The sequence below is a fragment of the Alkalimonas cellulosilytica genome (assembly GCF_036325985.1).
Classification (GTDB): Bacteria; Pseudomonadota; Gammaproteobacteria; order Enterobacterales; family Alteromonadaceae; genus Alkalimonas; species Alkalimonas cellulosilytica.
The window spans coordinates 66,843-79,844 of record NZ_JAUHLI010000007.1 but is presented as its reverse complement, the minus strand read 5'-3'; the positions used below and the strand labels follow the sequence as shown (position 1 = coordinate 79,844).

Genomic DNA, 13,002 nt, shown 5'->3' with positions numbered 1-13,002 from the left:
TGATCGTGGTCTCTTTGAATTAGCTGGTTTTCAGTACACCGGCAGGAAGCTGCATGCTGACGCAATGCAGGCTGCCGTATTGGTGGATCAGCGGCAGGCAATGCACCCCTATCACCTGATGGTTCGGATAAGCGCGCTGGATCTGTGCCAGTGCCACCGTATCCTGACTGTCGTGGTAGGTGGGGACCAGCACGGCATCGTTCATAATCAGATAGTTGGCATAACTGGCCGGCAAACGCTCGCCATCGGCGCTGAACTTGGCGGCAGGCCAGGGCAGTGGGATCAGGTGGTAGGGTTTGCCATCCAGCGTTTTGAAATCGGTCAGCTCAAATGCCATGGCTTGCAGCTCGCGAAAGTGTTCGTCTTTTGGATCGTCGCAGCTGACGTACACCAGGGTATCGTTTGGCGCAAAGCGTACCAGGGTATCAATGTGGGCATCGGTATCATCGCCGGCCAGATAGCCATGCTCCAGCCACAGCACCCGTTGCATGCCCAGGTGTTGGCACAGTTGCTGTTCAATCTCGGCCTGGCTGAGCTCAGGGTTGCGGTTGGGATTCAGCAGGCACTTTTTGGTGACCAGCAGACTGCCGTTGCCATCGGACTCAATGCCGCCACCTTCCAGCACCAAATCTACTGTGCGCTTAGGGATATCGGCAATGCAATCGGCTGCAAATAACTGTTGGTTGATGTCGTTATCCAGCTTGGCCGCGAATTTATCGCCCCAGGCGGTGAAGGTAAAGTCCAGCAGGCAGGGCTTGCCATGCTTATCCAGCACGGTAATAGGGCCATGATCACGCGCCCAGGTGTCGTTGCAGGGGGCTTCTACCAGATGAATACGCTCAACCGGCAGTTGCAACCCGGCCATGATCGCAGCGACCCGTTGCTTGATCTGAGCATCGTGGCAGATAATCACCAAGGATTGGCGGCTGGCTATTTCGCTGGCCAACTGACGATACACTTGTTCGACTTCGGCCAGCATCGGCGCCCAGTCGGTGTCGGCATGCGGCCAGGTCAGCATAATGGCATCTTGTTTGGCCCATTCAGCCGGTAGTGAATAATCGGACACCTTGATTTTTCCTTTGTGTAAACGAATTATCTGTCGCGTAGTTCTTTTTTTAGTTTCAGTTGCCGGGTTTGCTCGTGCAGGCTGGCCCGCACAATCAACTCCTGATCCTGCTCGCGGATATGGCGGTACACCACATCGACCTGCCAGTCACCGCTATCGGCTATCTGCCTGGACTCCAGCACCTGGCCCAGGCAAAACACCGCGCCTTCACCGTGCGCCAGAAATATTTTCAGCTGCAGCCAGTCGCCGGCAGGCAAGGCTTGCTTGCTGCGCAAACAGAGGCCAGAGCCACCATAACTAAAGGTGTGATAGCGATGCTCAGCCTGATCCTGTTGCTGCAAAATATAATGCATCATCATATCGACTTTTTTCGCCAGCTGCTGCAGGTAACTGCTCAGCTCGTCGGCAACATCGCCCAACCGCGATAAATTACGGATGGAACTGCTGTTCAGTTGCACCATTTCACTGGCCAGACGAAACGGCTCTGGCATCAGAGCCAGAAAGTCGTCTTCGCTCAGCGCATCGCCATCACCGTTGTAAGGCTGGGCATTGATAGCAATGCTGTGCTCTATCTGAAAATAGTCGGCAAAGTCTTCTTTTAGCCTGGCTAATTGTGCTGGTTCCATCTGGCTGCCTGTTTTGCGGATGCTGAACAAGGATTTGTCTGCTACTATGTCGCTCACTTTACCACTTTACGACTAAATTGTCCTGAAGATCCGATACCGTCTATGCAGCTACCAGTCAGCTTGTGGATCGGCCTGCGCTACAGCCAGAGCCGTAAAGGAAATGCGATTATATCGTTCATGACGTTGTTTTCCATCGCCGGAATTTTTCTGGGGGTGATGGCGTTGACGCTGGTGAGCTCGGTGATGAACGGTTTTGAAGCCGAATTAAAAAAACGCATCTTAGGTGTACTGCCGCATTTGATTGTGCAGCCGGTGGCGCAAACCCCGGTGAACTGGCAAAGCGAGTTGTCCGAGCGTTACCCCGGTATTGTGCAAATCAGCCCTTTTATTCAGGCCGAAGCCCTGGTGCAATCGCCAAGGCAACTGATGCCGGTGCAACTGCAAGGCGTGGATGTAGAGCAACTGCCTGATTTTATGGCGCAAAGCCTGGTGCGGGGCCAGTGGCAGCAATTGGCACAGCAACGTTTTCCCATCGTGCTTGGCCGTGAACTGGCCGAAGAACTGGAAGTCGGGCTTGGGGACTCGCTGCGATTATCACTGGCGCAAGGTGGCAGCTACACGCCGCTTGGCTGGATGCCGCGGCAACGCCTGTTCCAGGTGGTGGGTCTGCTGGAAACCGGCTCTGAGTTGGATCAGGTACTGGCGGTGGTGAAACTGGAAGAATTGCAACGCTTGGTGCAACAGCCGGGCTCCGGCAGCGCAGAGGCCGTGCAGTGGCGTATCCAGTTGCAGGATCCTTTTGTGGCGCCGGCGCTGGGCGAACGGCTGGTGCGCGCTGGGTATTTCCCCGCAGTACAGGACTGGCGGCAAAGTCATGGCAAGCTGTTTGCCGCAGTGGCGATGGAAAAGGCCATGATGTGGCTGCTGCTGCTGCTGATTGTCGCCGTGGCGGCCTTTAATATTGTCTCCGCCTTGGTGATGATGGTGACGGAAAAGCAAGCCGAAGTCGCCATTTTAAAAACCCAGGGCATGCAGAACCATCAGCTTTTTACCATCTTTGCCGTGCAGGGCATGAGCAATGGCATGATTGGTGCTGTGCTCGGGGCCATCGCCGGTGTGTTGCTGAGTGGCTCGGTCAATACCCTGCTGGCGATTGTTGGCTTGCAAATTGCCGGTGGGGTTGAGCTGCCGGTGCTGATGAAGGGTTCACAAATTTTAATGATTGTCTGCAGTGCCTTGCTGCTGACCTTTCTGGCCGTCCTGTATCCGGCCTGGCGGGCAGTGCAGATCCAACCCGCGGAAGTGTTGCGTGATGAATAAGCTGTTACAAGGCCAGCAACTGGTCAAAGCATTTCGGGATGGTGCCTATCAAACGCCGGTACTCAATGGCGTGGATATTGAGCTGGAAGCAGGCGCTATGGTCGCCATTGTCGGTAGCTCCGGCTCGGGTAAGAGCACCTTATTGCATTTGCTGGGGACCTTAGAGCAACCAGACAGCGGCCGTTTGCTGCTGCTGGGCCAGGATCTGGCCAAAGCCTCCGAGCGTGACAAAGCTAAGTTACGCAATCAGCATCTGGGGTTTATTTATCAGTTTCATCATTTGCTGATGGATTTCACCGCGCTGGAAAATGTCGCCATGCCACTGCGTATTCGCGGCGAGATGGAGGCGGTGGCAGAGCAGGCTGCGCAGGCCATGCTGGAGCGGGTTGGTTTATCGCACCGTGTCAGTCACCGGCCGTCTGAGCTCAGTGGCGGTGAGCGGCAGCGGGTGGCCATTGCCCGGGCATTGGTCGCCAAACCGGCGTTGGTGCTGGCTGATGAGCCGACCGGCAACCTGGATCACCAGACCGCCGAGGCGATTTATGCGCTGTTGCGTGAGCTCAATCAGCAGCTGGGTACCAGCTTTGTGATCGTGACGCACGACCAGCAGTTGGCTGCCAAATGCGACCGTTTTTACCGGATGCAGGATGGGCTACTGGAGCAGCCCGATGCCTAGCAAGTTGTTTTCATCCCTGTCCTGGCAACTGGCCCGTCGCTACCGGCGCACCCGTCATAGCAATGCCTTTATCCGCTTTATCTCGGCGTCGTCTACTTTGGGCATTGGTCTTGGTGTGGCGGTGCTGATTTTGGCACTGTCGGTGATGAATGGGTTTGAGCAGGCACTCAAAGAGCGGCTGCTGGCTGTGATCCCGCACATCGAACTGCATTCAGTCGAAGGCCAGCTCAGCGATTGGCCTGAAACCTTATCAGCGATGGCGCTGCATCCTGCGGTGACTGCTGCCGCGCCTTACATTAAAAGCAATGGCATTTTACGCCAGGGGCAGCAGGTGAAGGGCGCCGCAGTACGTGGCATTTTGCTGCCAGATGAATTCGGTATTACCAACTTTGATCGTTATTTACTGGCCGGTGATCTGGCGAGCCTGGCCGATGATCAGATTGTGTTAGGGCGTGGCCTGGCGAATGCCATTGGCGTCGGGGTTGGCGATCAGCTGCAGCTGATGCTGCCACAGTTTCATCCCGATGGCCGGCTGGCCCGCAGCCAGACGGTGGTGCTGACGGTATCGGCCATTATTCAGGTCGGTGGTCAGCTGGATTACCAGCAAGCCTGGGTGGCCCTGCCTGCGCTGGCTAACTGGTTGGCGATGCCCGAGGGCACTGTGCATGGTTTTGCCTTTCAGTTAAATGATGTGTTTGCTGCGCCACAAATCGCCCGCGAGCTGGGCATGCTGTCGATGGACTATGTGTACCTGCAGGACTGGATGCGGACCCAGGGCCATTTGTATCAGGATATTCAGATGGTGCGCAGCATTATTTATCTGGTGCTGGCGCTCGTGATCGCTGTGGCCTGTTTTAATATTGTTGCCACCCTGGTGATGGCGGTGCGAGAGAAAGAGTCCGATATCGCCATTTTACTGACCATGGGGCTGGCACCAGGCGCGGTGATCCGCACCTTTATGTGGCTGGGTTGGCTCAATGGTGTGGTGGGAACCAGTATCGGCGCTCTGATTGGCTGGTTGCTCAGTCGTTACATTGAGCCGCTGTTTTATCTGCTGTCCAAAGTCAGCGGCAAAAGCTTCCTGGATCCCAGCATTTACTTTATCGACTTCGTGCCATCGCTGTTTTTGTGGCGCGATCTGATCTGGACGGTCTTAATCGCCCTGAGTTTAAGTCTGCTGGCTACTTTGTACCCAGCCTGGCGCGCCAGCCGGGTGCAACCGGCCCGGGTGTTGGGGCAAAAATAGCTTGAGCTAGTGCCCGTCCTTCAGGACCGGGCACTACTTCACCCCGCTGCCATTCCCGTTGCCATTGCGGCGGTCGCGTTGCGCCCGCCGTATCGACAGCACCCAAAGCCAGTCAATCAAAAAGTAGCCGACAATACTGGCGGTGGTGCCCATTAGCAGGCAGCCCAGTAAGAAGGGCTTGCCGATGGTCGCCATGCTGCCGGCCAACCACTCAATACTGGCTTCGAACGCGAAGGGTTCCAGCGGTGCCGCCAGCACGGCGCTGCCTACCAGATAGCTCAGATAAAACATCACCGGCATGGTGAGCGGATTCGATAACCAGACACAGCCCACCGCCAGCGGTAAATTGACCCGCAATGGAATAGCAACTGCGGCAGAGGCCACCATCTGAAAAGGCATGGGCATCCAGGCCCAGAATAAGCCAATAGCAATAGCTCCGCGCGCCGAGCGGCGGTTTAAATGCCACAGATTGGCATCGTGCAGCAGGGTGCCGAATATTTGCAGCGCCTTACTTTGACGAATTACCTCTGGATTTGGCAGGTATTTTCGAATAGTCTTCTTTGGCATTACAACTCATTTACTCAAAGTAAACATGATAGCACTTGGACTGGGAGTACTGCTTGGTTGCCTATTGTCGCTATTTTTACCGGCAGTACCACCTTTTTTTGTGCTTTGGTTGTTGCTAGCCAGTGTAGCATTTTTCAGCTGGCGTCGCTGCTGGTTTTGTGTCGGCCTGGCGTTGTATTTTTTAAGCTGGCACTCGGCATTGCTTCACCATCAGCAGGCAATGACGGCTTTGCTGCAGACGCCAGTGAGCACGCTGGAAGGGCGAATTACCTCGATCCCCAAACAGTACGAACGTTCCAGTCAGTTTGAGTTCACTCTGCTGCAAGGCCCTGCTGCTGGCTACAAAGTGCAGGTGCATTGGTTTCAACCCAAAGAGTCGCTGTACGCCGGCCAGGTTTGGCAGTTGCCGGTGCAGTTAAGTGCACTACGGGACCAGGCCAGTCGTGACGGTTTTTCGGCCGAGCGCCAGGCGCTGGTGCAACAACAGTTGGCCAGGGCCAGTGTCCGCAGCGATCAGCCGGCGGTATTGCTGGGCAATCAGCCGCTGCTGCGCCAACGTGCGTATATGGTGATGCAACAGGCAACCGAGAGCCTGCCCAGTCAATCCCTGTTATTGGCCCTGACACTGGGGGAGCGGCAATTTACGAGCAATGAATGGCAGGGGCTGCGTCATGCTTCGCTGGGCCATTTGCTGGCCATTTCTGGTTTGCATATTGGTCTGGTGTTTGGCTGGTGTTGTTATTTGTTGCTGCCATTGCGTTTGCTGGGTTTGCCAGCGCACTGGCAGCTACGGCTAAAATTGCTACTGGCTTTTGCTGCGGCAGCTTTGTATGCCTGGCTGGCGGGCTTCGCCATTCCCACCGTACGGGCACTGCTTGGTTTGAGCCTGTTGGTGGTGTACAGCTGGCACTGGCAGCGTTTAAGTTACCACCGATTCTGGTTGTTGTTGGTCGCTTTGCTCTTGCTGATCCAACCGCTGTGGGGGTTGACGGCGGGGTTTTGGTTGTCGGTTGGTGCTGTCGGACTGATCTTTATTTTCTTGTGGCGTTTCCCGGCCCGGGATAGCCGGTGGTGGAGCAAGCTGCAGCGCCTGCTTGGCTTTCATCTGTTTATTACCCTGTGCATGATGCCATTTACACTGCTATTTTTTGGCGGTGTCTCCTGGTTGGCACTGCTGTCGAATCTGCTGTTTGTGCCCTGGTGCTCCTTAGTCGCCATTCCTGCCTTACTGGTGACGGCCTGTCTGCAGGCACTGCTACCGGCATGGGCTGCCGTGCTTTGGCCCTGGGTGGACAGGCTGTTTACACCCCTGCGTTGGTGGCTGGAATTAGCTGCCAGCCAGCAAGGGTTTTGGTGGCGTTTGCCTGAGTTGCCCTGGGTTTTGGTGGCTATGGTGGCGGTAAGCTTGCTGTTGCTGCTGTTGGTTCGTAAGCCATTGATGCTGTTGTTTGCGGCTTTGAGTTGTTTACCCTTAGGGGGTTTGCTGGTGCAGCAGCCAGACTGGCGTTTGCATCTGTTGGATGTGGGGCAGGGCCAGGCTGTATTGCTGCAGTATCGTCAGCATGGCTTATTGTACAACGCAGGCCCTGCCTGGGCGCATGGCAGTGCCACCGAACAGCTGGTACTGCCCTATTTGCAGCAGGCCGGAGTTAAAGAGCTGCATTATCTGGTATTAAGCCATTCGCAGGCCGACGTATTAGGAAGCTGGCCTGTACTGCGGCAGCATTACCCTGCGCTGCACGTTGTGACCGATGTACCCACCGCTCATGCATCAAGGCCTTGCACTCAGATGCCCCAACAGTTTTTTCAGGCTGAGCTGGTGGTGCTGCAAGACAAAAGCCTGGCTGGTAATATGCTGTACCCGTCATGCGTTCTGTGGCTGGATGTTGCAGGTTGGCGCATTTTATTGCCTGGCGCTATGCAACCAGCGGATGAAGCCCGGTTATTGCACGCCTATCCAAAGTTGCAGGCCGATATTGTACTGCTGGCGCAGTCTGGCCACAGCCGCAGTACCAGTCTGGACTATCTGCAGCAGCTGCAACCCAAGCTGGCGCTCAGCAGTCATGCCCACTCCAATAGGGTGCAGCGGCCTGCCGCTTTGATTCAGGCTAGGCTGAAGGCGCTGCAGATCCCGCTACTCAGTACCGCTGAGCACGGCACGATTCAGATAGCCATTGGCCCTGATTCTGTGCAAATATATAGCAAACGCGCCCGTCGGTTGCCGTTTTGGCTGGATTCTATGTAGTCAGAGGCTGTGCCGGCACCCGTTAGGCGCTAGAATAAGCACAACAATAAGACAGGAACATAAATTTGCATATCAGTGATGTTTCAAACAAAACGTCCAGGCGTTTGCTTGGCTATTTAAAGCCCTATCGTCCTGGCTTTGTCGTGGCTCTGCTGGGGATGGTTGGCTATGCCCTGGTGGATGTCGGTTTCATTTCCATGCTGCAGCCCTTTATCGATGATGGTATTGAAGGCAAAGATGCCGACTTTCTGAAATATGCACCCTTGTTTATCATTGTGATGTTTGTCTTTCGCGGGGCTTCGCATTTTATTGCTACGTATTGTTTAAGTTGGGTCGGGGCCAATATTGTTAAGGATATGCGTCAGCAACTGTTTGAACATTTGATGCGTTTGCCGGTGTCATTTCACGATAAACACTCCACCGGCGACTTGATTTCCAAGATTACTTACGATACCGAACAGCTGAAACAAGCTACCTCCAAGGCCCTGATTGTATTGATCCGGGAAGGCGCTTTTGTACTGGGGTTGATTGCCCTGATGTTCTGGCACAGCTGGCAGTTATCGTTGATTTTCCTGCTCATTGCTCCAATCATTGCGGTGATTGTTGGTTTTGTATCTAAGCGTTTTCGTAAAATCAGCAACCATATTCAAACTGCCATGGGGCAGGTGACCACCTGTTCGGAGCAAATGCTGAACGGCCATAAAGTCATTTTGTCTTTTGGCGGCCAGGCCATCGAAAAAGAACGGTTTGCCACCGTCAACAATACCACCCGCCAGCAAGATGTGAAGCTGGAGTCTGCCAAGGCAATGAGTACCGGTGTGGTGCAGTTGATTGCGTCATTTGCGTTGGCTTTTGTAATTTTTCTCGCCAGCCAGCCAGCCATGCTGGACAGTCTGACAGCAGGTAAGTTTACCTTAATCGTGTCGTCGATGGTGATGCTGTTGCGGCCACTGAAGCAGCTGACTACGGTCAATGGTGACTTTCAGCGGGGTCTGGCTGCCGCCAAAAGCATCTTCAGGATCCTGGACCAGGTACCAGAGCAGGATACCGGCAACAAGGAGCTGGGGCGGATCTCCGGCCATATTCGCTTTGACCATGTCGATTTCAGTTACCCGGGGCATGAAGAAAAGCAGGTGCTAAAAGACATCAGTTTTGAGGTGAAACCCGGTGAAACACTGGCGCTGGTGGGACGCTCTGGCAGCGGTAAAACCACCATTTCCAGTTTGTTGCCGCGTTTTTATGAAATTGAAAAGGGCCGCATCCTGCTGGACGATATCTCCATTAAAAGCTGTACCTTAAGCTCCTTACGTTCGCAGATGGCGATTGTGTCGCAACACGTCACCCTGTTTAACGACAGCATAGCCAACAATATTATGTATGGCCTGGCGGAGCCTGTCAGCGAGGAACGGTTGTTGGAGGTTGCTGAAAAGGCCCATGTGCTTGAGTTCTCCAGTCAGATGAAAGACGGCCTCAATACCCTGATTGGTGAGAATGGGGTGTCGTTAAGTGGCGGTCAGCGCCAGCGCATCGCCATAGCCCGGGCCTTGCTGCGCCAGGCGCCGATTTTGATCCTGGATGAAGCGACGTCGGCACTGGATACCGAGTCGGAACGCAAAATTCAGGCGGCGCTGGATGAACTGCTCAAAGGTCGCACCAATATCGTGATAGCGCACCGGTTATCGACCATCGAAAATGCCGATCAGATCCTGGTGATGGAGCAAGGGCAAATCATCGAGCGTGGTAATCATCAAAGCTTGCTGGCTAAAGATGGTGCCTACGCCCAGCTGTACAAGATGCAATTTGGCTCCAAACCGGCATGAATGTGCTGGAGCGCGGCTGGTACCAAAAAGCCTGGTGGTGTTGGCTGCTCTGGCCGCTTAGCTGGTTATTCGCTGCAGTTGCTGCCTGCCGTCGGCTGGCTTTTCGGCGCGGTTGGCTCGCCAGTGAAGCCTTGCCTGTACCCGTGATTGTGGTGGGGAACATCAGTGTCGGGGGCACCGGCAAAACCCCGTTCACGCTCTGGCTTTGTCGCTGGCTGCAGCAGCAAGGCTATAAACCAGGTATTATCAGTCGTGGCTATGGCGCTACCATTCGTCAGCCAGTGCTGGTTTCCCAGGATGCGGCTGCCAAAGACGTGGGGGATGAACCTTTGCTGCTGGCAAAGCGCTCAGGCTGCCCGGTGGTGGTGTGCCCGGATCGGCTGGCGGCTGGCCGTGCTTTATTGGCAAATCACGACTGTGATTTGATTATCAGCGACGATGGTTTGCAGCATTACAAGCTGCAGCGCAGCCTGGAAATCGTATTGATTGATGGCCAGCGTGGCCTTGGCAATGGTCTGCTGTTGCCAGCCGGGCCCTTGCGCGAGCCGGTGAGCCGCTTGCAACAGGTTGATCTGGTGATCGCCAACAGCGGTCCTCATCCACTGGCGCATGGCCAGATGCAACTGCAGGTGACGGCTGCGACGGCTTTGCTGGATCAGCAGCCACTTACCGCCTGTGCGGTACACTTATTGGCCGCAATTGGCAACCCGCAACGTTTTGAGTTGACGGCAAAAGCCGCCGGTTACCAGATCCTGAACCGATTTTATTTCCCCGACCACCATGCTTTTACCAGCGAGGAGCTGGCTGATTTACCAATACCGCTTCTCATGACGGAAAAGGATGCGGTAAAATGCCATGCTTTTGCCAAAGCCGGTTGGTATCAATTGCTGGTAGAAGCGGTTCCTGAGCCAGGCATTGAACGACAATTATCCGCCTTGCTGGCGGCCATTCGGAGCTGATATGAGCTTACCCGTTGCATTAACCGAAATTCTGGCTTGCCCTTTGTGTAAGGGCAAACTGAAATATGCTGCCAAGCAGAATGAGTTGATTTGTACCTTCGATAAACTGGCATTCAGAGTTCACGATGGCGTGCCTGTGATGCTGGAATCTGAAGCCCGTGCTTTAACTGCCGAGGAAACCCAGTCATGGACTTCATCGTAGTTATTCCTGCCCGCTATGCCAGCAGTCGTCTGCCGGCAAAACCTTTGGCTGACATTGGTGGTATGCCAATGATTGAACGGGTGTATCGCCAGGCGTTGGCCAGTGGAGCCAGCCGGGTGATCGTGGCGACTGATGATCAGCGGGTGGCTGATGTGGTGGAGGGGTTTGGTGGTGAGCTTTGTTTAACGCGGGTTGAACACAACTCGGGTACTGAGCGTCTGGCCGAAGTGGTGGAGCAACTTGGCCTCTCGGATGACGCTGTGGTAGTCAATGTGCAGGGCGATGAGCCTTTTATACCTCCGGTCATTATTAATCAGGTTGCGACCAATCTGGCCAATCAACAATTGGCACAGATGGCAACACTGGCAGTAGCTTTGGATGATGCCGCGGACATCAGCAACCCGAATACGGTGAAGGTGGTGTGCGATCAGCAGGGCTATGCGTTGTATTTTAGCCGCGCCGCGATCCCTTTCGATCGGGATGGTCAGTTTAGCAGCCAGCTGGCACTGCATTATCGCCGGCATATTGGGATTTATGCTTATCGGGCTGGTTTTATCCGGCGTTATGTCCGTTGGCCGATGTCGGTGTTGGAGCAAATTGAGTCGCTGGAACAATTGCGGGTGCTGTGGCAGGGCGAAAAAATCCATGTGGCTACGGCATTGCAACAGCCACCCCATGGGGTTGATACCGAGGCCGATCTGGCGGCTGCCCGGGCGTATTGCCTGCAACGTAATGATTGACCCTTTTCCGATCATTTCTGAGCATGCCGATTGGTTGGCATTGCATAAACCTGCCGGCATGAGCTTTCATTCGGAGGCCGGAGCTGGTGTGGTGGTGCACGCTGAGCAGCAGCTTGGCATGAAACTTTACCCGGTGCACCGGCTGGATAAAATGACCTCGGGGGTGCTGTTGCTGGCTAAATCATCAGCTGCAGCTGCCGTGCTGGCAGAAAAGTTTCGCCGCCAGCAGATGGAAAAATATTACCTGGCACTGAGTGATCGCAAGCCAAAACGCAAGCAGGGCTGGGTCAAAGGCGATATGAGCAAAGCCCGGCGTGGTGCCTGGAAACTGCAAACCAGCCAGCAGCAGCCAGCGGTGACCTATTTCATCAGTCAGAGCATGGCTGGCAGACAAGCGGATAGCCCGGCTTTACGGGCTTTTTTGCTAAAGCCCTGGACCGGGAAAACCCATCAAATTCGGGTAGCGATGAAAAGCCTGGCCAGCCCGATTTTGGGCGATAGCCTCTATGGTGGCAGCCCGGCTGAGCGTGGTTATCTGCATGCCTATGCGCTCTGTTTTGACTGGCAGGGTCAACCGATAGAGCTCTGCTGTGTCCCTCGTGACGGCGCGGATTTTTTGTCTTTGCAGGATGAATTAGCGGCCCTTTGGCCAAGGCCCTGGCAGCTGAACTGGCCATCCTGGCAACAACCTAATGAGAGTAGTGATGGTGGTGCATAAAGAGCAGCTTGATACAGCTGATGCTGAGATCAGGGATGAACAACGCTTTGCCGGTATTGCGCGTTTGTATGGCAGAAAGGCATTGGCACACTTTCAGCAAGCTCATGTGGCAGTGGTTGGCATTGGTGGAGTGGGTAGCTGGGCAGCAGAAGCACTGGTGCGCTCCGGTATTGGCCGCATTACGCTGATTGATTTGGACGATATCTGTGTCAGCAACACCAACCGCCAGCTGCATACCAGCAGCGAGACCATAGGCCGGGATAAAGTTGAAGTCATGGCGGAGCGTTTGCGGGCTATCTGGCCGGGTTGTCAGGTGCACGAGGTTTCGGATTTTGTCAGTAAAGACAATCTTGCCGAGTTGATCACAACTGAGCTGGACTATGTGGTCGATGCCATCGACTCGGTCGCGGCGAAAGTTGCCTTAGTGGCGCACTGCAAGCGGCAGAAAATTCCGTTGATTTGCACTGGCGGTGCGGGAGGGCAGATGGATCCGACCCAGATTGCCATTGCCGATCTAACCCAGACGACCAACGATCCTTTACTGGCCAAGGTGCGCAATACTCTGCGCCGGGATTACCATTACAGCCGCAATCCAAAGCGGCGGTTTGGCATTGATTGTGTGTATTCGACCGAGCAACTGAAGTACCCTCAGCCGGATGGCACCGTCTGTCAGCAAAAGCAAACGTCGGACGGCCCGATGCGGCTGGATTGCAGTGGTGGTTTTGGTGCCGTCACGGTGGTGACGGCCAGTTTTGGCATGGCTGCTGTGGCGCGGCTGTTGCAAAAACTGGCCAAAAGAGCTGACCAAAAGAGCTGA

General features: G+C 54.9%; 13 protein-coding genes. 10 read left to right on the top strand and 3 right to left on the bottom strand.

Annotated features, from left to right (window positions below):
• Window positions 1–19: 19 nt before the first annotated feature.
• Both QWY20_RS08390 and QWY20_RS08385 read right to left on the bottom strand, forming a co-directional pair.
• Window positions 20–1,066, bottom strand: a complete 1,047-nt coding sequence (locus QWY20_RS08390; protein WP_330128571.1) for an agmatine deiminase family protein — start codon at window positions 1,064–1,066, stop codon at window positions 20–22.
• A 26-nt stretch (window positions 1,067–1,092) separates the two neighbouring features.
• Window positions 1,093–1,749, bottom strand: a complete 657-nt coding sequence (locus QWY20_RS08385; RefSeq protein ID WP_330128570.1) for a PilZ domain-containing protein — start codon at window positions 1,747–1,749, stop codon at window positions 1,093–1,095.
• A gap of 45 nt (window positions 1,750–1,794) precedes the next feature.
• On the opposite strand from QWY20_RS08385, the gene QWY20_RS08380 reads away from it, so the two are divergent.
• The 3 genes from QWY20_RS08380 to QWY20_RS08370 are packed head-to-tail and all read left to right on the top strand — an operon-like array spanning window position 1,795 to window position 4,934.
• Window positions 1,795–3,012, top strand: coding sequence for a lipoprotein-releasing ABC transporter permease subunit (locus QWY20_RS08380; RefSeq protein ID WP_330128569.1), 1,218 nt, complete (start codon window positions 1,795–1,797; stop codon window positions 3,010–3,012).
• Complete coding sequence (gene lolD / locus QWY20_RS08375) at window positions 3,005–3,688, top strand: lipoprotein-releasing ABC transporter ATP-binding protein LolD (protein ID WP_330128568.1); 684 nt, start codon at window positions 3,005–3,007, stop codon at window positions 3,686–3,688. Before QWY20_RS08380 ends, lolD begins: the two co-directional genes overlap by 8 nt.
• Window positions 3,681–4,934, top strand: coding sequence for a lipoprotein-releasing ABC transporter permease subunit (locus QWY20_RS08370; RefSeq protein ID WP_330128567.1), 1,254 nt, complete (start codon window positions 3,681–3,683; stop codon window positions 4,932–4,934). Before lolD ends, QWY20_RS08370 begins: the two co-directional genes overlap by 8 nt.
• 33 nt (window positions 4,935–4,967) lie before the next feature.
• Here QWY20_RS08370 and QWY20_RS08365 read toward each other — a convergent pair whose 3' ends face one another.
• The gene (locus tag QWY20_RS08365) at window positions 4,968–5,501 is read right to left on the bottom strand and encodes a DUF2062 domain-containing protein (RefSeq protein ID WP_330128566.1); all 534 of its coding nucleotides are present in this window, start codon (window positions 5,499–5,501) and stop codon (window positions 4,968–4,970) included.
• A gap of 64 nt (window positions 5,502–5,565) precedes the next feature.
• Between QWY20_RS08365 and QWY20_RS08360 the strand changes: the two genes are divergently transcribed.
• The 7 genes from QWY20_RS08360 to tcdA all read left to right on the top strand — a co-directional run bounded on the left by QWY20_RS08360 (window position 5,566) and on the right by tcdA (window position 13,002).
• Window positions 5,566–7,746, top strand: a complete 2,181-nt coding sequence (locus QWY20_RS08360; RefSeq protein ID WP_330128565.1) for a DNA internalization-related competence protein ComEC/Rec2 — start codon at window positions 5,566–5,568, stop codon at window positions 7,744–7,746.
• Window positions 7,747–7,817: 71 nt separating this feature from the next.
• Window positions 7,818–9,566: a lipid A export permease/ATP-binding protein MsbA gene (gene msbA / locus QWY20_RS08355; RefSeq protein ID WP_407935415.1), complete on the top strand. Its 1,749-nt coding sequence runs from the start codon at window positions 7,818–7,820 to the stop codon at window positions 9,564–9,566.
• On the top strand, window positions 9,563–10,525 hold the full coding sequence (gene lpxK / locus QWY20_RS08350) for a tetraacyldisaccharide 4'-kinase (RefSeq protein ID WP_330128563.1): 963 nt from the start codon (window positions 9,563–9,565) through the stop codon (window positions 10,523–10,525). Before msbA ends, lpxK begins: the two co-directional genes overlap by 4 nt.
• Window position 10,526: 1 nt before the next feature.
• Window positions 10,527–10,727 carry a Trm112 family protein gene (locus QWY20_RS08345; RefSeq protein ID WP_330128562.1) on the top strand — a complete coding sequence of 67 codons (201 nt, stop codon included), beginning with the start codon at window positions 10,527–10,529 and terminating at the stop codon, window positions 10,725–10,727.
• The gene (gene kdsB, locus QWY20_RS08340; protein WP_330128561.1) at window positions 10,712–11,467 is read left to right on the top strand and encodes a 3-deoxy-manno-octulosonate cytidylyltransferase; all 756 of its coding nucleotides are present in this window, start codon (window positions 10,712–10,714) and stop codon (window positions 11,465–11,467) included. The genes QWY20_RS08345 and kdsB overlap by 16 nt, the downstream gene beginning before the upstream one ends.
• Complete coding sequence (locus QWY20_RS08335) at window positions 11,460–12,185, top strand: TIGR01621 family pseudouridine synthase (protein ID WP_330128560.1); 726 nt, start codon at window positions 11,460–11,462, stop codon at window positions 12,183–12,185. Before kdsB ends, QWY20_RS08335 begins: the two co-directional genes overlap by 8 nt.
• Window positions 12,172–13,002 (top strand): tRNA cyclic N6-threonylcarbamoyladenosine(37) synthase TcdA, encoded by an 831-nt coding sequence (gene tcdA, locus QWY20_RS08330; protein ID WP_330128559.1) that lies wholly within the window; start codon window positions 12,172–12,174, stop codon window positions 13,000–13,002. Before QWY20_RS08335 ends, tcdA begins: the two co-directional genes overlap by 14 nt.